The following is a 21,200-nucleotide window of genomic DNA, read 5'->3' on the forward strand; positions in this document are numbered from 1 at the left end:
AGGCGGCGCGCAAGCGGTTTCGAAACCGCTTGCAAGGCCTTTCCAAAGGCCTTGCCCGCCCTCAAGCCAGGGGCACGCCCTCGCGGCCCGCGAGATCGACGAAGAACTGCCAGGCCACGCGGCCCGACCGGGCGCCGCGGGTCGCCTGCCACTCGATCGCCTCCGCGCGCAGACGGTCCTCCGCGATCTTCACGCCGTGCGCGGCGCAGTAGCCCCGGATCATGTCGAGGAACTCGTCCTGGCTGCAGGGATGAAAGCCCAGCCAGAGCCCGAACCGGTCCGAAAGCGAAACCTTCTCCTCGACCGCTTCCGAAGGCGCGATAGCGGAGGATCGCTCGTTCTCGATCATGTCGCGCGGCATCAGATGGCGCCGGTTCGAGGTCGCGTAAAGCACCACGTTGCCGGGACGACCCTCCACGCCGCCGTCGAGCACGGCCTTGAGGCTCTTGTAGTGTTCGTCGTCGTGGCTGAAGGAGAGATCGTCGCAGAAGAGCAGAAAGCGGTGATCCCCGGCGGCCCGCAGGATCGAGAGCAGCCGCCCCACGCTCGGCAGGTCCTCGCGCTGCAGCTCCACGATCTTCAGGTCGTGCCCCTCGGCCACCACCGCAGCGTGGACCGCCTTCACGAGGGAGGACTTGCCCATCCCGCGCGCCCCCCACAGAAGCGCGTTGTTCGCCGGCAGCCCGCGCGCGAACTGGCGCGTGTTGGCAAGCAACGTGTCTCTCGCCCGGTCCACCGCCACGAGAAGCGACAGATCCACCCGGTTCACGCGTCCTACCGGGTCCAGCCGGTCGGGCGCGACATGCCAGACGAAGGCGTCCGCCGCCTCGAAGTCGGGCGCGGGCCGCGCGGCGGGCGCGATCCGTTCCAGCGCCGACGCGATCCGCGCCAGCGCATCCGCCTCGAACTCCGGCATCAGCGCCCGCGCTCCTCGTCGTCGGTCTCGTCGAATTCCCGCATCAGCGGATCGTCCTGTTCGGACCCTTCGCCGTAGGGATCGTCGTCATCCTCGAACCAGAGGCCGCGGGCCCGGAGATCCGCCTCGCGCCGCTTTTCCACGCGCTCGACCAGCCAGATCGACACCTCGTAAAGCCCGTAGACCACCACGAACAGGATCACCTGCGTGATGACGTCGGGCGGCGTGACGAGCGCCGCCAGCAGGAGAATGCCCACGACCGCGAATTTGCGGACCTTCCGAAGCCCTTCAGCGCTGACCAGGCCGGCTTTTCCCATGAGCGTCAGCAGCACCGGAAGCTGGAAGCACAGCCCGAAGGCCACGATGAACTTGATGGTCAGCGACAGGTATTCCTGCGCCGAGCCCTGGAAGGCGATGCCGGCGGTCGCGTTCTCCACCTCACCCTCGTCGAGCACCGTGCCGGCTTGCTGGAAGCCAAGGAAGAAGTCGAAGGCGAGTGGCGTCACGACGTAATAGGCGAAGGACGCGCCCAGGAAGAACATGAAGGGCGAGGCCAGCATGAACGGCAGGAAGGCGTTCTGCTCGGACTTGTAGAGCCCGGGCGCCACGAAGCGCCACATCTGGAAGCTGATGTAGGGAAACGACAGCACCAGCCCGCCCAGGAGCGAGATCGACACGGCGACGAAGAAGCCCTCCTGCAGCTTGATGAGGATCAGGCCGCAATTCTCCATCCCGCGCGTCGCCATGGCGCTGCAAAGCGGCTGGGTCAGGAAATCGAAGATCGGGTTCCAGACGGTGAAGCAGACCACCATGCCCGCGATAAAGGCGAGCACGGAGTGGATGAGCCGCGTGCGCAACTCGGCCAGGTGCTCGATAAGGGGGGCCTCGTTGTCGTCGATCTCGTCAGCCTGCGGTGCGTCGGTCATGCCTTGGTGTCGTCCTCGCTGGCCGTCGTCCCGGCGGCGGGCGCGGTGTCGGGAACGGGCGCGGTCTCGGAAGATGCGGCGTCCTCCCGATCGGCATCACCCGCCGCGGCCGCCGCACCCCGCTCCTTGCGCTCGCGCAGCGCGTCCCGGCGCGCTTGCGCCTCGGCGGCGCGCTCGCGGGCAAGCTTCGCCGTCTCGCTGTCGGGATCCCACTTCGCGGCGGAGCGGAACTCGTTCTCGACCCCGTCGAGCCCAAGCGACTTCGAGGACGTCATGTCCTTGAAGCCCTTGGTGGCTTCCTTGACGCCGCTCTCCTCGGCGGCCTCGTTCATCGCACGGCTGAACTCGCGCGCCATGCCGCGCGCCTTGCCCATGAAACGTCCCACGTTTCGAAAGAGCACGGGCAGATCCTTCGGGCCCACCACGATCAGGGCCACGATTCCGATCAGGAGGAGTTCGGTCCAGCCGAGATCGAGCATGGATCAGACCTTGTCCTTTTCCTTCTCGCCCTCCGGCGTCACGTCGCGGGCCTCCTCGGCCTGCTGGTTCTCCAGCTCCTCGGTGCCGTCCTTCACGCCTTTCTTGAACGCGGTGATACCCTTGCCGACCTCGCCCATGATCGAGCTGATTTTGCCGCGGCCGAACATGACGAGCACCACGATGGCGATGAGAAGAAGTCCGGGTAGTCCGATATTGTTGAGCATGACGTCTCTCCTGGATCGAGGGCGCGCCGCCAGCCGCCAGCCCGGGTCATGGTCCGCGCGCCCGAAAAAGCCACGTGAGTTTCTACTCTCATCCGTGCCGGCACGAAAGCGCCAAACCGGGCCTCGCGGCCCCTCTGACAAAGGTTTTCAGGCGCTTTATTGTCACTATTCTGTCAACTGACAGATCAATGACAAATATCCACCGAATCAGCCGGCAGGATGACGACGTGAAACGCGCGGACCGACTCTACGCCCTCATCGAGATCCTGAAGCGCGGCGGCCCGCACCGCGCAGAGGACCTCGCCCGCCGCACGGGCGTCTCGATGCGCACCGTCTACCGCGACATGGAGACGCTTGCCGCCTCGGGCGTGCCGGTGGAAGGCGCGCGCGGCGAGGGCTACCGCGCCTCCGCGGCGATCACCCTTCCGCCGCTCAACCTGACCGAGACGGAGCTCGAGATCCTGCACCTCGCCCTCGCCGTCACGGGCGAGGCGGTGGACGAGGATCTGCGCGCCGCCGCCATCTCGCTCTCGGCCAAGATCGAGGCCGTCCTGCCCGAGGAGCCGGGCGCGCAGGCCCGCTTCGGCCTGGCCACCTACCCGTTCGAGGCCGCGGCGCGGGGCTTCGCCCACATGCCCCGGCTGCGCGCCGCGATCCGGGCACGCCAGAAGCTCCGCGTGCGCATGTCCGGCGGCGGCGGCGCGCGCGTCGTGCGCCCGCTCAAGGTCGACTACTGGGGGCGCGTCTGGTCGGCCGTGGTCTGGGACGAGGCGGCGGCGGATTTCGCCACCCTCCGCCTGGACCGCATCGAGGACCTCGTGACGATCCCCTCGCTTTTCGTGGACGAGCCGGGCAAACGCCTTTCCGATTTCGAGGCCAGGCCCTGACCGGCCGGAAGGACACCGGGCTTCTTCTTGGCCGAAATACTCCGGGGGAGTCGCGCGGAACGCGCGACGGGGGCAGCGCCCCCGGACCACGCGGCGGCCCGCGCGCGGCGGAAAATCAGTCGCGCGCGGGAAAGACGAAGCAGCGGTCGCGGCGCACGGTCAGCCAGAGCGCGCGGCCGGGCCTCGGCAGGAAGACGTTGGGCACGGTCGCCTTCAGCACGGATCCGTCATGATCCATGCGGAACTCCACGAGGCTTTCGTTGCCCAGAAAGCGCGCGCGTTCGACCACGCCGCGCGCGGCGACCCCGTCCCGCGCGGTGGGCTGCGGCCCGTGCCCGCCGCGATCGAAGTCGATGCCCACATGCTGCGGGCGGAAGACGATGTCCACCTCCGCCCCGTCGGGCACGCCCGGGGCCAGGAACTGGCCGAAGGGGGTGTCGGTCAGCGCCCCGCGCACCGTGCCGCGGATCACGTTGACATCGGAGAAGAAGGCCACCGCCGCCTTGTCGAGGGGTGCATTGTAGATGTTGTAGGGCGCGCCCATCTGCACGATCCGCCCGTCCCGCATCAGCGCGATCTCGTCGGCCATGCGCATCGCCTCCTGCGGCTCGTGGGTCACCAGCAGGACGGCCGTGTCCTCTTCCTTGAGAATCGACAGCGTCTCGTCGCGGATCCCGTCCCGCAGCCGGTTGTCGAGGCCCGAGAAGGGCTCGTCCATCAGCATGATCGACGGGCGCGGGGCGAGCGCGCGGGCAAGCGCCACGCGCTGCTGCTCGCCACCCGAAAGCGAATGCGGGTACGCGTCGACGTAATGCGACAGCCCCACCCGCGCGAGAAGCTCCTCGACCCGCGCGCGGCGCGCCTCGCGCGGTGCGCGCAGGCCGAAGGCGACGTTGTCGGCCACCGAGAGATGCGGGAAAAGCGCGAAGTCCTGGAACATCAGCCCGATCGAGCGCCGCTCCGGCGGCACGCGGTAGACCGTGTCGCAGATCAGCTCCCCGTCGACCCGGATCTCGCCCTCGTCCTGCATCTCCACGCCCGCGATCATCCGCAGCGTGGTCGACTTGCCGCAGCCCGACGGGCCGAGCAGGCAGGTCACCTGCCCCGGCCGGATCGCCAGCGACACGTCGTCCACGACGACACGGCCGCCGAAGCGGCGGGTGAGGTGGCGGACCTCCAGCCTCGGTGCCGGCGCGGCCACGGCCGACTTTTCCCGATCAATTTGCTCGGACATGCGGGCGGGATAGCAACCCCGCCCCGCCCGCGCAAGCGGCCGGGGCGCGAGGGCGCGGCTCAGATGGTGAAGTTCGTCCCGCCGCCATCGAGAAGGATGTTCTGCCCGACGATGAAGCCCGCGTGCTGCGAGCAGAGAAACGCGCAGGCCGCGCCGAACTCTTCCTTCGTGCCGTAGCGGCCGGCGGGGATCGTCGCCTCGCGCCGGCGGCGCGCCTCCTCGAGCGTGATATCCTCCTTGCCGGCGACGCCGGTATCGAGCGCGACCGCGCGGTCGGTGGCGTGGATGCCGGGCAGAAGGTTGTTGATCGTGACGCCCGCGCCGGCCACCTGCCGCGCCGTGCCTGCGACATAGCCCGTCAGCCCCGTGCGCGCCGCGTTCGACAGGCCCAGCACCGGGATCGGCGCCTTGACGGATTGCGAGGTGATGTTGACGACCCGGCCCCAGCCGCGCTCCATCATGCCCGGAACCAGGGCCTTGATGAGCGCGATGGGCGTCAGCATGTTCGCGTCGAGGGCGCGGATGAAATCGTCCCGCTCCCAGTCCGTCCACATCCCCGGCGGCGGCCCGCCCGCATTGGTCACCAGGATGTCGACCTGCGCGCCCGCAGCGTCGAGCACCTTCGACCGGCCCTCTTCGGTGGTGATGTCGGCGGCCACGGCCGTGACCTCCACGCCGTGGGCGGCACGGATCGCGGCGGCGGTCTCTTCCAGCGCCTCCGCGCCACGGGCGTTGATCACCAGGCTCGCCCCCGCTTCTGCGAGCGCCTCGGCGCAGCCGCGCCCCAATCCCTTGCTCGCCGCGCAGACCAGCGCGCGCTTTCCCGAAATCCCCAGATCCATGTGCCCCTCCCTTTTGCGTTGGTGGCAATTATCACCGGCGCGCGGGGCATGCCAGCAAATCGCCCGCGCCCCGGCCCTGCCGCGCCACATTCCATGATCACGCTGATGGCAGTAGGCTGGGGCGAACGCCAGCCCCTGCATCCCCGGATCTCATGCCGACAGAACGACCCGTCATCAATCTGGCCGTCCACCGCGCGGAAGATTTTCGCGCGACCGAGGGCGCGCGGCGCGGCGACCCGCTGGAACACGCCGACGCGCTTGCGCCGGACGACGTCTACGAACTCGCGACGGACGCCCGGGCGCTCAGGCTCGCGCTGGAGATGGGCGCGGGCGAGAGCCTCGTCGTCGCCCCCGACAGCCCGCTCGGCACCCCCGGCGCGACGGTCTTCCTCGACAGTTGCCTCACCTTCATGGACAGCGCCGGGCAGGTGCTGGAGGTCCTTGTGCTGGTGGAAACGGATCGCGCGGGCACCGTGCGCGCGGTTCATGCTCACCCGCTCGACCGGGTGGCGCCGCGCACGTCCTACACCCTCGTGAACGTCGATCCCGGCGGCGCGCGCCGGCGTTTCGCCGAACTCGGCTGCGTCTCCTTCTCGCGGGGGACGCGGATCACCCTGGCCTCCGGAGAGCAGCGCCCGATAGAGACGCTGGCGCCGGGCGACCGGCTGCTGACGCGAGACGACGGTGCGCAGGAAATCCGCTGGATCGGACGCAGCACGGTGCGCGCTGCGGGCGCCTTCGCGCCCATCGTCATCGCGGCAGGTGCGCTCCACAACACCGGGGAGCTCGTGGTCAGCCCCGATCACCGGCTCTTCGTCTACCAGCGCGAGGATGCGCTCGGCGCCGGCCGGCCCGAGGTGCTGGTGCGCGCCAGGCATCTCGTGAACGGCACCACCGTGCGGCGCCGGGCGGGCGGGTTCGTGGAGTATTTCCAGCTGCTGCTCGACTGCCACCAGATCATCTACGCCGAGGGCATCGCGGCCGAATCGATGCTGCTGGATGCGCGCAACCGGCCCCTGCTGCCCGCGCCGCTCGACCGCGCGCTGGCGAACCGGCTGCCGGGCCACGGCGACGGGGCGCTTCGCGGCCTCGAGGTGCGCGAGACGCTGCTGCGCCGGCCCGACGCGGCCGAGCTTCTGCGCCGCGCCTCGGCACGCTAGCGGCGCGACACGAGGGAAAGAGAAGGCGGCCCGGGGCGCCGGCGGGCCGCGATTGCGCGCGCCCCGCCGCTCCCCTATATGCCCGGCCATGCTGGACACTCTGCCGAACCGCCCCGACCTGCCGCCCGAGATCGCCCGCAGGCGCACCTTCGCCATCATCTCGCATCCCGATGCGGGCAAGACGACGCTGACCGAGAAGTTCCTGCTTTTCGGCGGCGCGATCCAGATGGCGGGCCAGGTGCGCGCCAAGGGCGAGGCGCGGCGCACGCGCTCGGACTTCATGGCGATGGAAAAGGACCGCGGCATCTCCGTCTCGGCCTCGGCGATGTCCTTCGATTACCGGGACTTCCGCTTCAATCTCGTGGACACGCCCGGCCACTCCGACTTTTCCGAAGACACCTATCGCACGCTCACCGCCGTCGACGCGGCGGTGATGGTGATCGACGGGGCGAAGGGCGTGGAAAGCCAGACGCGCAAGCTCTTCGAGGTCTGCCGCCTGCGCGACCTGCCGATCCTGACCTTCTGCAACAAGATGGACCGCGAAAGCCGCGACACCTTCGACATCATCGACGAGATCCAGGAAAACCTCGCCATCGACGTGACACCCGCCTCCTGGCCCATCGGCATGGGGCAGGATTTCCTCGGCTGCTACGACCTGCTGCGCGACCGGCTCGAACTGATGGACCGCGCCGATCGGAACCGCGTGGCCGAGACGGTCGAGATCGAGGGCCTCGACGATCCGCGCATGGCCGATCACGTGCCGCCGCAGCTCCTGGCGAAACTCCGCGAGGAGGTCGAGATGGCGCGCGCCCTCTTGCCCGCCCTCGATCCGAAGGCGGTGCGCGAGGGGCACATGACGCCGATCTGGTTCGGCTCGGCGATCAATTCCTTCGGGGTGAAGGAACTCATGGACGGGATCGGCCGCTACGCGCCCGAACCGCAGGTCCAGCGCGCGGAGCCACGGCAGATTTCCCCTGAAGAAACAAGCGTCTCTGGCTTTGTCTTCAAGGTTCAGGCGAACATGGACCCCAAGCACCGCGACCGCGTCGCCTTTGTCCGCCTGGCGTCGGGACACTTCAAGCGCGGCATGAAACTCACTCATGTCCGCACGAAAAAACCGATCACCGTCTCCGCGCCGGTGCTCTTTCTCGCGGCCGACCGCGAACTGGCCGAAGAAGCCTGGGCGGGCGACATCATCGGCATCCCGAACCACGGCCAGCTCCGCATCGGCGACACGCTGACCGAGGGCGAGGCGATCCGCGTGACCGGCATCCCCTCCTTCGCGCCGGAGCTTCTGCAATCCGCGCGGGCGGGCGACCCGATGAAGGCCAAGCACCTCGAAAAGGCGCTCATGCAGTTCGCAGAGGAAGGCGCGGCCAAGGTCTTCAAGCCCGCCATCGGCTCGGGCTTCATCGTGGGCGTGGTGGGCGCGCTCCAGTTCGACGTGCTGGCCAGCCGGATCGAACTGGAATACGGCCTGCCGGTCCGATTCGAGCCCTCGCAGTTCACCTCGGCCCGCTGGGTCGCCGGAGAGAAGCAGGCGATGGACCGCTTCGTGACCGCCAACAAGCAGCATATCGCGCATGACAATGACGGCGACACGGTCTACCTGACCCGCCTGCAATGGGACATCGACCGGATCGAGCGCGACTACCCCGAACTCCGGCTCACCGACACCAAGGAAATGCAGGTGTGACACGTCGGAACCGGGTGCGGCCGGTCCGCTCGGAAATCCGCCACGCGTCCGAGGCGGACGCGCTGCCCGATGGCGCCTTCATCCTCGTAAACGGCGCGGCGTGGCGTGTGACGGGCGGCCACCTGCTGCGTCCCCGGCCCCGCGGCCGCGTTACGGTGCCGAGCCCGCGCGCGACGCGCGCGGGCTGCCGGGCGGGCCTGCACGCAAGCGCCGGGGCTTGAGCCCGCCCGCCCCCGGCCGCAGTCTCTGCCCATGACCGCCCGATCCCGCCGAAAAGACCCCGCGCCATGACCGCCCCGCGCTGGGGCGTGACCGCCACCGTGAAGGCGCCGCCGCGGGCGGTGCTGGGTTTCGCGGCGCACCATCTCGACCTCGGCGCGCACCGCGTCTTCGTCTATCTCGACGCCGAGGCGCCCGAGACAGAGGCTCGGCTCGCCGCGCATCCGAAGCTCCGGGTCTTCCGGACGGACGACGACTGGTGGCAAAAACGGGGTGGCCGGCCCGCCAAGCACCAGGAACGCCAGACGCGCAACCTGCGCCACGCGCTCGACCGGCGCGCGGAGGTCGACTGGCTCGCCCATATCGACGTGGACGAGTTCCTGTGGCCGCGCGAGAACTCGGTGGCGGAGGAGTTGGCCGCCCTGCCCGACGACTGCCTTTGCGCCCGCACACGCCCCCTCGAGGCGCTCGCCGAGCCATCGGGCGGCCCGCCCGTGCATTTCAAGGCGTTCCACCTCGACCGCACCCGGCGGCAGCAGGCCGCGGCGCGGGTCTTCCCGACCTGGGGCCGCGATCTGCCGGGCGGTTTCCTGAGCCACGTGGCGGGCAAGCTCTTTCTGCGCACGGGACACGGGCTTCGCGCGCGCATCCACAACGCCTGGCTCGGCGAGGAGCAGAACCCCGGCGAGCGCCCCCTGCCCTGCATCGAGCTCTGCCACCTGCACGCTCCGGACTGGGAGACGTGGATCGGGCAGTATCGCTACCGGCTGAAGGCCGGGGCCTACCGGGCGGAGCTGACGCCGCAGGCCGGGCCGGGCAGCCGGAATCTGACCGTCCACGCGCTCTTGTCGGAGATCGAGGCGGCCGCGGGCGAGGACGGGCTTCGCGCCTTCTTCGAGGAGGTCTGCACCGCCACGCCCGAGCGTCTCGCGGCGCTCGCGCGCGAGGGACTGTTGCGGCGATGCGACCTCGACCTCGACGCCCGGATCGCGCGGCATTTTTTCTGACGGGTCTTGCCGCTGCGGCATTCGGGCCACGCGGCGAACCGCGCAGCGCTTCCGCCTTGGCCGCATGGTCCTTTTGTTTTACCTTTCCCAAAACATCTATTCAGGATTTCCGAATATGCGCCAGATGCCCGACGTGCACCACGCCGAAGCGATCCCCGAGGCCGCGCGCGCCGAGATCGACCGCCTGCTCGCCTCGGGCGATCTTTTCCGCTACACCGCGCCAGCCGACGCGCCGGTGGCACTTCTAGAGCGGGAGTTCGCGGCGCTGATGGGTGTGGATTACGCGCTCGCCGTCTCGTCCTGCTCGGCGGCGCTCTTCCTGTCGCTGAAGGCGCTCGACCTGCCCCGCGACGCCCGCGTGCTGATCCCCGGTTTCACCTTCGCCGCGGTGCCCTCGGCGGTGGTGCATGCCGACTGCGTGCCGGTCCTGTGCGAAGTGGGCGCGGACTACCGCGTCGACCTCGCCGATTTCGAGGCGAAGCTTGCCGGCGTCGAAGCGGTCATCATCAGCCACATGCGGGGGCACACCTCCGACATGGACGCGATCATGGCGCTTTGTGACGCGCGCGGCGTGCCGGTGATCGAGGACGCGGCGCATTCGCTCGGCACCACATGGCGCGGGCGCAAGATCGGCACGCTCGGCCGGGCGGGCTGTTTCAGCTTCCAGAGCTACAAGCTCGTGAACGCGGGCGAAGGCGGCATCCTCGTCACCGACGACGCCGACCTCGTCGCGCGCGCCGTGATCATGTCGGGCGCCTACGAGCACAACTGGAAGAAGCACACCGGGCTCGAGGAGGCGTTCCGCCGCTGGCAGAACCTCCTGCCGCTTTACAACATGCGCATGTCGAATCTCTCGGCGGCGGTAATCCGCCCACAACTGCGCGAGATCCCGCGCCGGGTGCGCGACGGCCGCGCGAACCACGATCTTGTCGCGGCGATGCTGAACGCATCGCCTTCGATGACGGTTCCCGCGGCCCTCGACGGCGAGCTGCGCGCACCCGATTCGATCCAGTTCAATCTGGAGGGCCTGGACGAGGCGCAGACCCGCGCCTTCGCCACAGAGGCGGGCGCGCGCGGCGTGAAGGTTCAGGTCTTCGGACTGTCAGACGACAACGCCCGCGCCTTCTGGAACTGGCGGTTCCTGCCCGAGATGCCGGAACTTCCCGCAACGCGCACCATGCTGATGCGCGCCTGCGACGTGCGCCTGCCCGCGCGGCTGTCGCGGGAGGAGTGCGTCGCGATCGCCGGGGCGCTGGTCGAGGCGGCAGAGGCGGTATGCGCACCGCCGCGCGCCTACGGAACCTGAGGCGTCACTCACCCAGCTTGTCGAGCTTCGCCTGAAGCGTCGCGAGCTGCCGCTTGATCTCGTCCAGATCCTCGGAGCCTTGGCCGTTGTCGTCGTCCTCGCGGCCCGGGCCGGACCAGTTGGCACCCATGCCGCCGGTCATCGCCTTCAGGAACGCTTCCTGCTGCGCGCGCATGGCATCGTAGCCCGGCATCGCCGACATGGGGTTTATCTTCTCCATGTTCTCCATCACCTTCGTCTGTCCGTCGCGGAGCATCTCGAAGGACATGGCGAGGAATTGCGGCACCATGGAGTGCGCGGACGTGGTGTAGCTCCGGACGAGGTCGGTCAGCACGTTGATGGGCAGCACGCTTTCGCCCTTCGACTCGTGCTCAGCCACGATCTGGAGAAGATACTGCCGGGTCAGGTCGTCACCGGATTTCAGGTCGACGATCTTGACCTCGCGTCCCGCGCGGATGAAGCCCGCGATATCCTCTAGCGTGACGTAGTCGCTGGTTTCGGTGTTGTAGAGCCGGCGGCTGGCGTAGCGCTTGATCAGGAGCGGCTTTTCGGTATCGGCCACGGGCTCTCCTCCCCGGATGTGAACGAGAGGAAGCCTAGAATGCCACGGATCAAATGAAAAGGGCGGGCACGGCTCTCGCCGCGCCCGCCCCGATGCGTGCCGGGCGCCCGTGGCGCCCCCGCGATCACTTCGACGCGGCGGTGCCGGCCTTCTTGGCGGCGGACGTCATGTCGTTGGTGGCCTTCTTCATGGCCGCGCTCGCGTCCTCGGTCATGTCCTTGCCGGCCGCCATCATCAGTTCGACGGTGTCCATCTGGACCTTTTTCGCGATCTCGGCGAAGGCGGCCATGTGCTCTGCGGCCACTTCGGCCTGTGCCGACGCGAAGTCGGTCATCGCCTTGGCGTAGTCCGCGGGCTCGGCTTTCGCCTTCGTCATCTCGCCCATCTTGGAGATGGTGTCCTTCGTCCACTTCGCCGAAAGCTCCGACGATTTCTCGGCGGCCTCGAGCGCGACGCCGGCCAGCTTCTCGTTGAGCGAGGCGGTCGTCTTGAAGGCGTCTTCCATGGCGGAATTGTCCACCGGGAACGCGCCCATCATGTCTTTCATCATCTGGGTGAAATCGGTCGTCTGGGTCTTTGCGGTTGCCATGATGCTATCCTTTTGTGCCTTGGTGGAACGGGACTTTCCCCGTGTTCTCCAACTGCACCGAATATGCATGCTGCACCGCAGCATTTCAAGCCTTTTTGCTGCGGTGCAGCAAAAACTTCCCTGGCGGCAGGAATGTCAGTCGGTTGGCGGCGCCACGACATAGGTTCCGGGGGCCTCGGCCAGCGGCGGATGCTGCGAATCGCCCGGCTCGCGGGCGGGCACCCACTTGCCGGACCGTCGGGCGAGCCAGCTGTTCCAGCGCGGCCACCAGGAGCCTTCGTGAAACTCCGCCTCGGCCCGCCAGTTCTCGTGATCCAGCCGGAGGTCGTCGTGGGTATAGTGGCCGTACTTCTTCTTGCTCGGCGGGTTCACGATGCCCGCGATATGCCCCGACTGCGACAGGATGAAGGTTCTCGACCTGCTCGAGGTCTGCTGAAATCCGCGGTAGCAGTCCTTCCATTGCGCGATGTGATCGGACTCGCAGGAGACGGCGCAGAACGGCACGTCCACGTCGCGCAGGCGCAGCGTCTCTCCCATCAGCTCGTAGCCGTCCTCGGCGAAGTCGTTGGCCTGGCAGAGCCTGCGAAGATACTGGATCGCCATCTTCGCGGGCAGGTTGGCCCCGTCGCCGTTCCAGTAGAGCAGGTCGAAGGCGGGCGGCGTCTCTCCCATCATGTAGTAGCGGACGGCGGGCCCGAAGACGAGGTCGCGCGAGCGCAGGAAGGAAAAGGTCCGACCCATGATCTTGCTCGACAGCACGCCCTTTTGCGTCGCTTCCTCCTCGATCGCGTCCACGAAATCGTCCTGCAGGAAGGGCGTGAATTCGCCCTGGTCCGAAAAATCGGTGAGCGCGGTCAGGAAGGTGGCCGACCGGACCGACTTGTCGCCCCGCTTCTTCATCAGCGAAAGCGTCAGCGCCAGCGTGGTTCCCGCGATGCAGTAGCCGACCACGTTGAGACGCTCCTGGCCCGTGATCGCCTTCACCTCGCGCATGGCGGCCAGGAACCCGTCCTCGATGTAATCCTCCATCCCGACATCGGCATAGGACGGGCCGGGGTTGATCCAGCTCACCATGAAAAGGGTGTAGCCCTGCTCCGTCACCCATTTGACGAAGCTGTTCTGCGCCTTCAGGTCGAGGATGTAGAACTTGTTGATCCAGGGCGGAAAGACGACGAGCGGCGTCTCGCGCACCTTCTCGGTGGCGGGCGCATACTGGATCAGCTCGAACATGTGGTTGCGATAGACCACCTTGCCCGGCGTCGTGGCGAGGTTGCCGCCAACCTCGAAGGCGTCCTCGTCCACCAGGCGGACGACGAGCTCGCCCTCGTTCGCCTCGAGGTCGGAGACGAGGTTCTCCAGCCCCTTCACGAGGCTCTCGCCCTCCGTTTCCAAGGCCTTTTCAAGCGCGTCGGGGTTCGTGCCGAGATAGTTGGTGGGCGAGAGCATGTCGACGATCTGGTCGGAGAAATACCTCAGGCGGCGCTTTTCCGTCTCGTCGAGATCCTCGATCTTCTCCACCGCCTCGCGCATCGCCTCGGCGTAGATGAGATATTGCTGCTTGATGAAGTTGAAGTAGGGGTGCGTCTTCCACAGAGGGTTGGAAAAGCGCGGATCGTCCGGCGTGGTATCCTCCGGCGGTGCGAGCTGGCCGCGCGCGAACTGCTGCTGCGCCTCGATGAAATGGACGAGCGACTTGCTCCAGTAGGTGATCTGGTGCTCGAGCAGCTTGGCGGGGTTGTGCATCCACTCGGACCAGTAGGCCGTCGCGGCGTTGGTGTAGAGCTCTTGATTCGGGCCCTGCAGCCCGGGATGCGCCGGCGCGCGCCGCGAGAGCGCCGCGATCAGACGCTGCGACAGTTCCTCGATCTTGCGGATATTGTCCTGAAGCGCGGGCGCGGTCTCAGGCGCATTTTCCTCGTCAGTTGTCATGTTAAGGATTTCCACCTATCGTCGCTGCCACGCAGCGAAGGTCGCCGACTGCGGGGCCCGGCAACACCGGCGCCCGAGAGGCAGGTAAAGGAGAAGCATGAATGCGATACATGGCGACATATGATTTTATGGAATCGGTGCGTAACACAAACCAGTGGCTCGGGGCGACTGCCAAAGCCATGGCCTCCTACCCCATGTTCGCGCTGACACCGAATCCAATGATGCAGTGGATGGCCGCCTGGGGCGAGGTGACCGAACGCAGCTTCGAGCGGATGGTCGCCAAGCCCGATTGGGGGATCCGCACCTTCACCTGCGAGGACGGGCGCGACCACCTCGTGCGCGTCGACACGGTGGTCGAAAAGCCCTTCGGCGACCTGATCCACTTTCACGTGCTCGGCCGGCCCGAGCAGCCGCGCAAGATCCTGCTGATCGCGCCGATGTCGGGCCATTACGCCACGCTGCTGCGCTCCACGGTCAAGAGCCTCCTCGTCAATTGCGAGGTCTATATCACCGACTGGCACAACGCGCGCGACATCCCGGTGAGCTGCGGCAAGTTCGATGTGGAGGATTACACGCTCTACGTCGCCGATTTCCTGCGGGAGATGGGCCCCGACACCCACGTGATCGCGGTGTGCCAGCCCGCGCCGCTCGCCCTTGCCGCCACCGCGCATCTCGCTGCCGAGGACCCCGAGGCGCAGCCGCGCACCCTGACGCTGATCGGCGGGCCGATCGATCCCGACGCCACGCCGACGGAGGTCACGGATTTCGGCCGCCGCGTCACCATGGGCCAGCTCGAGGAGACGATGATCCAGCGCGTCGGCTTCAAGTACAAGGGCGTGGGCCGGATGGTCTATCCGGGGCTGCTGCAGCTCGCCTCCTTCATGTCGATGAACGCCGAACGCCACGGGCGCGCCTTCCGCGACCAGATCTTGCGCGCGGCCAGGGGCGAGGCGTCGGATCATGACGGCCATAACCGGTTCTACGACGAGTATCTCGCCGTCATGGACATGCCCGCGGAATTCTACCTCTCCACCGTGGAACGGGTCTTCAAGAACCGCGAGATCGCCCGCAACGCGTTTACCGTGGCCGGCAAGCCGGTCGATATCGGCAAGATCACCAACGTCGCGGTCAAGACGGTGGAAGGGGCGAAGGATGACATCTCGGCCCCGGGCCAGTGTGTCGCCGCGCTCGATCTGCTGACGGGTCTGCCCGCCTCGAAAAAGGCAAGCCACGTGGAGCCCGACGCCGGCCACTACGGCATCTTCGCGGGGCGCAGCTGGCGGCACAACATCCGGCCGCTCGTTCTGGATTTCATCGATTCGAATGCCGCGGCACCGCACCCGGTGCGACGGCGGCCCCACGCGGTGGCATGAGGATCGGCGGCCTCAGGCCGCCGCCATTCCCTTTTCCCGCGCGAGCTCGCGCATCCGGGTCTGAAGCTTCTCGAAGGCGCGGACCTCGATCTGGCGGATGCGTTCGCGGCTCACGTCGTAGTGCCCCGACAGCTCCTCCAGGGTGAGGGGGTCCTCGGTCAGCCGCCGCCTGGTCAGGATGTCGCGCTCGCGCTCGTTGAGCACGTCCATCGCCTCGGCGAGCAGCTCGCGCCGAATCTCCAGCTCGTCGCGTGCCTCGTAATCCGCCGCCTGGTCGGCGCCCTCGTCCTCCAGCCAGTCCTGCCACTGCATGGTGCCCTCGCCCTCCTGGCCCACCGTGGCGTTGAGCGAGGCGTCGCCGCCCGACATGCGGCGGTTCATCGAGATCACCTCGTCCTCGGTCACGCCGAGGTCGTGGGCGATCCGCTTGACCGCCTCGGGGCGCAGGTCGCCCTCTTCCAGCGCACCGATGCGCGCCTTGGCCTTGCGCAGGTTGAAGAACAGCTTCTTCTGCGCCGAGGTGGTGCCAAGCTTCACGAGACTCCAGGAGCGCAGGATGTATTCCTGGATCGAGGCCCGGATCCACCACATCGCGTAAGTCGCGAGGCGAAAGCCCTTTTCGGGGTCGAACCGCTTCACCGCCTGCATCAGGCCCACATTGGCCTCCGAGATCACTTCGGCCTGGGGCAGGCCGTAGCCGCGATAGCCCATGGCGATCTTCGCGGCGAGACGGAGGTGGGAGGTCACGAGCTTGTGCGCGGCCTCGGTGTCCTGATCCTCCACCCAGCGCTTGGCCAGCATGTATTCCTCTTCCGGCTCGAGCAGCGGGAATTTCCGGATCTCCTGGAGGTAACGCGTCAGTCCGCCCTCGGGCGTCGGTGCCGGCAGATTGCCGTAATTGCTCATCTCTCTGAGATCCCCTCTCGATGTGTATTTCGTTAACATTCAATCTAGGTGCCGGAAGCCGTCCGTGCAACCGATCGATATGGCGCAGCTTACACGATATCGGCGCCTTTTGCTTCGGGTGACGGGCAATATGTCGCCGTTCTCACGGATCCGTGTCGGGCCCGTCGGCGGCCCCGCGCAGTATTTCGACCAGCCGCGCCATGTCGGATGGAAGCGGCGCCTCGAAGCGCAGGCGCGCCCCCGTCACCGGATGGACAAAGCCCAGGACCCCCGCGTGAAGCGCCTGCCGGCGGAAGGTGCGAACTGCCTCGGCCGCCGCGGCGCCAAGCGCCTTGACGGAGGGCGCGCGCCGGCCGCCGTAAAGCGGATCGCCCACCAGCCCGTGCCCGGCATGCGCCATGTGCACCCGGATCTGATGCGTGCGACCCGTCTCCAGCCAGCACCGCACAAGCGCGGCGGCGGGCGGGCGGCCGAACCGTTCCGCGACCCGGAGGCGGGTGACGGCATGGCGTCCGCCATGGAACAGGACGGCCTGGCGCTGGCGGTCGGTGCGGTGCCGGCCGATCCCGGTGGCGATGCGGATCACGCCGCCCGGCTCCGTCCCGACCCCGCGCGTGCCCAGGAGCCTCGGGTCGCCCGCGTCGGGGCAGCCGTGCACCACCGCGGCATAGACGCGCTCCACGTCGTGGGCGGCGAACTGCGCGGCGAGACCGTGATGGGCGCGATCGCTCTTGGCCGCGACGAGCAGCCCCGAGGTCTCCTTGTCGATGCGGTGGACCACGCCGGGGCGCCTCTCGCCGCCCACGCCCGACAGGCTGTCGCCGCAATGGGCGATCAGCGCGTTCACCAGCGTGCCGGCGGGCGAACCGGGCGCGGGGTGGACGACCATGCCGGCGGGCTTGTTCACCACGATGAGGTCGGCATCCTCGTGCACCACGTCGAGGGGAATGGCCTCCGCGCCGATCGGGCTTTCGACGGCATCCTCGACGGTGATCTCAACCTCGGCCCCCGCATTCACCGCGGCCTTCGGATCCCGCGCGGTTGCACCGTCCACCCGCACCGCGCCTTCGGACAGGAGCCGGGCAAGCCGGGTGCGCGACAGGGACGCCTCGGCTGGCGCATCCCGCGCCAGCGCCTTATCAAGGCGCTGCGGCGGATCGGGCGCGATCCGGAAGCGGAGGATGCGAGCGGCCATGGACGAATCCCCAGAGACGGAACCGGCACAGGTCAGGGCCCTGCGGCGGCTGGTGACGGCGCTGACCCTCACCATGATCGCGGGCGTTGTAGTGGTCGCCACGGCGCTTGTCATCCGCCTGGGCGCCACGGCCCCCGCGCTGCCCGACAGCATCGCGCTTCCGGGCGGGGCGCGTGCGGTGGCCTTCACGCAGGGACCGGACTGGTACGCCGTGACGACCGACGACGACCGGATCCTGATCTTCGACCGCGCCACGGGCGAGATGCGCCAGGAGATCGCGGTCGAATGATGGCCTTGGGAAGGTTGCGGCCGCGTGTGCCGGACGATGGTACCGCCTCCCCGGCTCGAACGGGGGACCTCTGGATCCACAATCCAGCGCTCTAACCAACTGAGCTAAGGCGGCACCGTGCGCGCGATCTAACGCCTGCCCCTGGCGAATGCAAGCGCTCAGAGACCGTGGTCGCGGCGCTTTTCCCCGCGGTCGCGGCCGGGCGTCCGCATCGCCCGTCCGCGGATAGGGGGGCGCCGCGGCGGGGCGGACGGGCGCAGGCGGGGCCCGCCAGTTTCGCGCGGCGCGCGGGCCGGCGAAGCGTGCGAAAGCGCGCCCTGCCCCGACGGGACGGATGCAGGCACGGCACGATCCCCGCGGGCGCAGCCCGGGCCCCCTTGCCCCCGCTTGCACGGCCCGTCGAAACCGGCTAGCAGCATCGCCCATCCGCGCGAGGGCGATCCCATGGGCATCAACGACGAACGCGACATCGAGGCCAACCTCCAGATCGGGCCCACCGACACCGGGCTCGTGCGCCTTTATGTCTCCGCCGAGGGCGGCATCGAGATCCCGATGGATTTCGAACCGGAGGAGGCGGAGGAGATCGCGGAAGAAATCCGCGCCGCTGCGGGGGCCGCACGGGCGCTCGGCAAGAAAAGGAAGAAGCCCGGCCCGAAAGGCTAGGGCATGAGACGCGCGGCCGGGTCGCGCATCGTCTGCAGGCGAAGCGCCGCCTGACGGGCGAAACGGCGGGTCAGCGCGCTGCGCCGCGCGCCGGCCAGCCGGGTTTCGGGCCCCATCCGCACCACCTCCGCATCGTAGGCGTCCGCAAGGATGAGGCCGCATTCGCCGGGCAGGATGTCCGCGGGAAATGCCGCGTCCACAGCCCAGAAGAACCGGTCGCCCCAGCCGAGGTAATTCTGCCATTTGCGGTCGGAGGCGTAATCGGCGCGGGACGACTTGCACTCCACCACCCAGAACTCGCCCCCGGGTCCCAGCGCCAGCACGTCGAGGCGCAGCCCGCGGTCCGGCACGAACTCCTCGATGCAGGCGAACCCCATCCCTGCCAGGTGCCGCGCGACGCCGCGCGCCAGAAGCTGGCCCGGAGCGAGCGCGGTGCTGTCGGAACCTTCCGGCATGGGCCGAATATGAACATATCAAGAACGCGCCGCAACCCCGACGATCCGCACCGCGGGAGTGTCGCCGCGGCGCGACACTGCTATAAGGGGGCGTCCCCACCCCGGAGCGCCGAAGATGAGCCCGACCGAGCCCAGACCCGCCGACCTTCGCGCCGCGCGAGATCTAGAGAACCATGTGAGCTGGCTCGACAGCTTCACCGGCACCGCGCTCGGCGTGCTCGCCGTGGCCTCGGGGATCTACACCTATCTCGGCGTGTCCTCGCTGCTCGACGACAGCGGCGCCATGTCGGCCTTCGCGGCGATCGCCTATTCGGTGGCGGTGTCCGTGGGGATATTCGTCTTCTGGTCCTACATGCTGCGCCTCTTTCCCGCCATGCGCTCGGCCCGCGCGCGAGCGGGCCTGATGGGGGCGATGGGGCTCGGCAGCCTCGCCATCGTCGCGATGTCGAGCTGGCTCAACGCCGCGGCGCTTGCCGGCTCGGCGGCGGTGGAGCAGCATCTCGCCAACACGGTGCAGGACTACCAGCAGACGCTGGAGCGCGCGCACGAGATCGCCGTCTCGGCGCAGGCGCTCGAACAGGACGTGGCGCGGGTGCGCCAGAGCTTCGAGGACCTCTCTGCGCAGGAGGCCGAGGGCGGTCTTTCGGGGCTCGCCGGGCGCGGGTCGGTCTATTCGCTGCTGCGCCAGAAGGCCACGGAGCTTGCCGCGCTCGAGGCGCAGATCGCCGCGCAGGCCCCGCAGGTCGCGGCCGCCTTCGACGAGGGCAACGCGATCCTGAGCCGGATGCGCGCGCTGACGGTGGAACCCGGACCGGTCGAGACGCGCTCGGTCGAGTTCTCCGAGCAGGCGGTGCGCCTGGCCGGAATCGTCACGGAGCTCCGGCAGCTTTCCGTCGCGCCGCTGGTGCAGCGCGCGGCGCAGGATCTCGCGGCCTCGGCGGTGCTGCCGGAGCTCGACGGGCGCACCGCGGCGAACCGCGGCGACCAGCTGGCCACGATCGAGGCCGTTCTCGAGGTCGTCGCGCAACGCGCCGCCACGCTCGAAGCGGCGGCGGACGCGGTGATCGCCATACCGCCCCCGCCCGAGACGCGTTACACGCCGGTCTCGGCGGCGGACGCGGTGATCCTTTACGCGTCGAGCTTCGTGCCCTCCTGGGCAGGCGCCATCGCCATCGACCTGCTGCCCGGCGTGCTTGTCCTCATCCTGGCGATCACGCAGGGGGCGATCCGCGCCAGCCGCGAGGGCGCGAGCACCGCCGACACGCTGACGCTGGCGGAACTGCGCGCGGCGCTTGCCGCGCTGCGCGAGGTGGAGATCGCGTCGGACAGGCTGCCCCAGCACAGCGAGCCGCCGCACGCCCCCGGCGAGGAGGCCCCGCGCGTCACTCCGGTGCCGCGCCGCGGATGAGCGCGGAGCCCCCCGAATCCGGTCACGGCGACAGCGCGCGGACGATACGCCGGGCGCTTGCCGGGGTTCTGGCCTTCCAGCTGGGCCTGGCCGCGCTGCTCTTTCTTGGCGATGTCGGCCGCGGATTCAGCCTGCCCTCGACCGGCCCGGCGGCGCCGGGGCTGGATCAACCCGCCCGGCCCGGCGACCAGACCCGTCGTTTCGCGCCCACGGACCGTCCCGCCCGGCCCGATGGCGCGCCGATGCCCGTGCGCCTGCAGCTCGAGCGGGACGGCGATGACGCGGCGACGCTCCGCGGAGAGATCGCGACCGGCGACGCCGACCTCATTGCCCGGAGGATCGCCAGCATGGACCCGACGCCCGGGATCCTGCGACTCGACAGCCCGGGCGGCTCGGTGAGCGACGCGCTCGCCATCGGGCGGATGATCCGGCGCCTCGGCATCGCGACCGAGGTCGACGCGCAGGCGATCTGCCTTTCCGCCTGCCCCTATCTTCTGGCGGCGGGATCCGCGCGGCGCGCGCATCCCGCCGCGCTGGTGGGCGTGCACCAGCACTATTTCGGCGAGAACACGCTGCTTCCGGCCTTCATCGCCGTGCAGGACATCCAGCGCGGCCAGGGCGAGGTCATGGCGTATCTGAGCGCGATGGGTGTGGATCTGGCGGTGATGCAACCCGCGCTGCTGACGCCGCCCGACGAGATCTACCTGCTCACCCCCGAGGAGTTGCAGAGCTATCGTCTGGTCACCTCGCCCTGGAACGGGTGAACGCCCCTTGTCCCGCCCCCGGCGCACCACTACTTCTTCCTGTGGCGGGTGCTGCCCTTCTCGTGAACGGTGACATTCCGGTGGCCTATAACACTTCCGAGGGAGCTGGCTCTGTCCGGGCCCTGGTCCGGTTACCTGGCGCCCACCTGTTCACGCAGGTCCTCGGGAAT

The 21,200-nt window shown here is 68.7% G+C and carries 23 protein-coding genes and 1 tRNA gene; 11 read left to right on the top strand and 13 right to left on the bottom strand.

Features of this window, described 5'->3' with window-relative positions; genetic code table 11:
• Positions 1–61: 61 nt before the first annotated feature.
• From AB6A69_RS13660 to AB6A69_RS13675, 4 genes are read right to left on the bottom strand one after another with little or no spacing between them, the layout of a single operon-like run.
• A complete protein-coding gene (locus AB6A69_RS13660; protein WP_371061189.1) occupies positions 62–916 on the bottom strand; it encodes an ATP-binding protein in 855 nt (284 codons plus the stop codon).
• On the bottom strand, positions 916–1,842 hold the full coding sequence (tatC, locus tag AB6A69_RS13665; RefSeq protein WP_371037817.1) for a twin-arginine translocase subunit TatC: 927 nt from the start codon (positions 1,840–1,842) through the stop codon (positions 916–918). The genes AB6A69_RS13660 and tatC overlap by 1 nt, the downstream gene beginning before the upstream one ends.
• Positions 1,839–2,321, bottom strand: a complete 483-nt coding sequence (tatB, locus tag AB6A69_RS13670; RefSeq protein WP_371061190.1) for a Sec-independent protein translocase protein TatB — start codon at positions 2,319–2,321, stop codon at positions 1,839–1,841. The genes tatC and tatB overlap by 4 nt, the downstream gene beginning before the upstream one ends.
• Before the next feature lie 3 nt (positions 2,322–2,324).
• Positions 2,325–2,546, bottom strand: a complete 222-nt coding sequence (locus AB6A69_RS13675) for a twin-arginine translocase TatA/TatE family subunit (protein ID WP_371037819.1) — start codon at positions 2,544–2,546, stop codon at positions 2,325–2,327.
• 227 nt (positions 2,547–2,773) lie between these two features.
• On the opposite strand from AB6A69_RS13675, the gene AB6A69_RS13680 reads away from it, so the two are divergent.
• On the top strand, positions 2,774–3,433 hold the full coding sequence (locus tag AB6A69_RS13680) for a helix-turn-helix transcriptional regulator (protein ID WP_371037820.1): 660 nt from the start codon (positions 2,774–2,776) through the stop codon (positions 3,431–3,433).
• 115 nt (positions 3,434–3,548) lie between these two features.
• On the opposite strand, the gene AB6A69_RS13685 is transcribed toward AB6A69_RS13680, so the two are convergent.
• Together AB6A69_RS13685 and AB6A69_RS13690 are read right to left on the bottom strand one after the other, a co-directional pair.
• Positions 3,549–4,667: an ABC transporter ATP-binding protein gene (locus tag AB6A69_RS13685; RefSeq protein ID WP_371061191.1), complete on the bottom strand. Its 1,119-nt coding sequence runs from the start codon at positions 4,665–4,667 to the stop codon at positions 3,549–3,551.
• Positions 4,668–4,726: 59 nt separating this feature from the next.
• Entirely contained in the window at positions 4,727–5,509 is a 783-nt protein-coding gene (locus AB6A69_RS13690; RefSeq protein ID WP_371037822.1) for an SDR family oxidoreductase, read from the bottom strand.
• Positions 5,510–5,661: 152 nt separating this feature from the next.
• Here AB6A69_RS13690 and AB6A69_RS13695 point away from each other — a divergent pair, with 152 nt between their 5' ends.
• The 5 genes from AB6A69_RS13695 to AB6A69_RS13715 all read left to right on the top strand — a co-directional run bounded on the left by AB6A69_RS13695 (position 5,662) and on the right by AB6A69_RS13715 (position 10,897).
• Entirely contained in the window at positions 5,662–6,669 is a 1,008-nt protein-coding gene (locus AB6A69_RS13695) for a Hint domain-containing protein (protein WP_371061192.1), read from the top strand.
• Positions 6,670–6,757: 88 nt separating this feature from the next.
• Positions 6,758–8,365, top strand: a complete 1,608-nt coding sequence (locus AB6A69_RS13700) for a peptide chain release factor 3 (protein ID WP_371037824.1) — start codon at positions 6,758–6,760, stop codon at positions 8,363–8,365.
• Entirely contained in the window at positions 8,362–8,586 is a 225-nt protein-coding gene (locus tag AB6A69_RS13705) for a hypothetical protein (protein WP_371061193.1), read from the top strand. Before AB6A69_RS13700 ends, AB6A69_RS13705 begins: the two co-directional genes overlap by 4 nt.
• A 66-nt stretch (positions 8,587–8,652) precedes the next feature.
• Positions 8,653–9,591, top strand: coding sequence for a glycosyltransferase family 2 protein (locus AB6A69_RS13710; protein WP_371061194.1), 939 nt, complete (start codon positions 8,653–8,655; stop codon positions 9,589–9,591).
• 115 nt (positions 9,592–9,706) lie between these two features.
• Complete coding sequence (locus AB6A69_RS13715) at positions 9,707–10,897, top strand: DegT/DnrJ/EryC1/StrS family aminotransferase (protein WP_371061195.1); 1,191 nt, start codon at positions 9,707–9,709, stop codon at positions 10,895–10,897.
• A gap of 4 nt (positions 10,898–10,901) precedes the next feature.
• On the opposite strand, the gene phaR is transcribed toward AB6A69_RS13715, so the two are convergent.
• The 3 genes from phaR to AB6A69_RS13730 all read right to left on the bottom strand — a co-directional run bounded on the left by phaR (position 10,902) and on the right by AB6A69_RS13730 (position 13,977).
• Positions 10,902–11,459: a polyhydroxyalkanoate synthesis repressor PhaR gene (phaR, locus tag AB6A69_RS13720; protein ID WP_371037827.1), complete on the bottom strand. Its 558-nt coding sequence runs from the start codon at positions 11,457–11,459 to the stop codon at positions 10,902–10,904.
• Positions 11,460–11,583: 124 nt separating this feature from the next.
• On the bottom strand, positions 11,584–12,048 hold the full coding sequence (locus tag AB6A69_RS13725; RefSeq protein WP_371037828.1) for a phasin family protein: 465 nt from the start codon (positions 12,046–12,048) through the stop codon (positions 11,584–11,586).
• A 135-nt stretch (positions 12,049–12,183) separates the two neighbouring features.
• Positions 12,184–13,977, bottom strand: coding sequence for a PHA/PHB synthase family protein (locus AB6A69_RS13730; RefSeq protein ID WP_371061196.1), 1,794 nt, complete (start codon positions 13,975–13,977; stop codon positions 12,184–12,186).
• Positions 13,978–14,078: 101 nt separating this feature from the next.
• Here AB6A69_RS13730 and phaZ point away from each other — a divergent pair, with 101 nt between their 5' ends.
• Positions 14,079–15,350 carry a polyhydroxyalkanoate depolymerase gene (phaZ, locus tag AB6A69_RS13735; RefSeq protein ID WP_371054480.1) on the top strand — a complete coding sequence of 424 codons (1,272 nt, stop codon included), beginning with the start codon at positions 14,079–14,081 and terminating at the stop codon, positions 15,348–15,350.
• A 12-nt stretch (positions 15,351–15,362) separates the two neighbouring features.
• Here phaZ and rpoH read toward each other — a convergent pair whose 3' ends face one another.
• The gene (gene rpoH / locus AB6A69_RS13740; protein ID WP_371061197.1) at positions 15,363–16,256 is read right to left on the bottom strand and encodes an RNA polymerase sigma factor RpoH; all 894 of its coding nucleotides are present in this window, start codon (positions 16,254–16,256) and stop codon (positions 15,363–15,365) included.
• 142 nt (positions 16,257–16,398) lie between these two features.
• A complete protein-coding gene (locus AB6A69_RS13745; protein WP_371061198.1) occupies positions 16,399–17,451 on the bottom strand; it encodes a pseudouridine synthase in 1,053 nt (350 codons plus the stop codon).
• Here AB6A69_RS13745 and AB6A69_RS13750 point away from each other — a divergent pair.
• Positions 17,450–17,740, top strand: coding sequence for a DUF6476 family protein (locus tag AB6A69_RS13750; RefSeq protein WP_371061199.1), 291 nt, complete (start codon positions 17,450–17,452; stop codon positions 17,738–17,740). The genes AB6A69_RS13745 and AB6A69_RS13750 overlap by 2 nt on opposite strands.
• 37 nt (positions 17,741–17,777) lie before the next feature.
• On the opposite strand, the gene AB6A69_RS13755 is transcribed toward AB6A69_RS13750, so the two are convergent.
• A tRNA-His gene (locus AB6A69_RS13755) sits at positions 17,778–17,854 on the bottom strand.
• Positions 17,855–18,184: 330 nt separating this feature from the next.
• On the opposite strand from AB6A69_RS13755, the gene AB6A69_RS13760 reads away from it, so the two are divergent.
• Positions 18,185–18,403 (top strand): DUF6324 family protein, encoded by a 219-nt coding sequence (locus AB6A69_RS13760; protein ID WP_371037834.1) that lies wholly within the window; start codon positions 18,185–18,187, stop codon positions 18,401–18,403.
• Here the strand turns inward: AB6A69_RS13760 and AB6A69_RS13765 are convergent.
• Positions 18,400–18,858, bottom strand: a complete 459-nt coding sequence (locus AB6A69_RS13765; protein ID WP_371037835.1) for an MmcB family DNA repair protein — start codon at positions 18,856–18,858, stop codon at positions 18,400–18,402. The two genes, AB6A69_RS13760 and AB6A69_RS13765, sit on opposite strands and share 4 nt — an antisense overlap.
• A 115-nt stretch (positions 18,859–18,973) precedes the next feature.
• Between AB6A69_RS13765 and AB6A69_RS13770 the strand changes: the two genes are divergently transcribed.
• Positions 18,974–20,266 (top strand): hypothetical protein, encoded by a 1,293-nt coding sequence (locus tag AB6A69_RS13770; protein WP_371061200.1) that lies wholly within the window; start codon positions 18,974–18,976, stop codon positions 20,264–20,266.
• The gene (locus AB6A69_RS13775; protein WP_371061201.1) at positions 20,263–21,030 is read left to right on the top strand and encodes a hypothetical protein; all 768 of its coding nucleotides are present in this window, start codon (positions 20,263–20,265) and stop codon (positions 21,028–21,030) included. Before AB6A69_RS13770 ends, AB6A69_RS13775 begins: the two co-directional genes overlap by 4 nt.
• Positions 21,031–21,200 lie beyond the last annotated feature (170 nt).

Source organism: Rhodosalinus sp. 5P4, assembly GCF_041365695.1.
Lineage (GTDB): Bacteria > Pseudomonadota > Alphaproteobacteria > Rhodobacterales > Rhodobacteraceae > Rhodosalinus.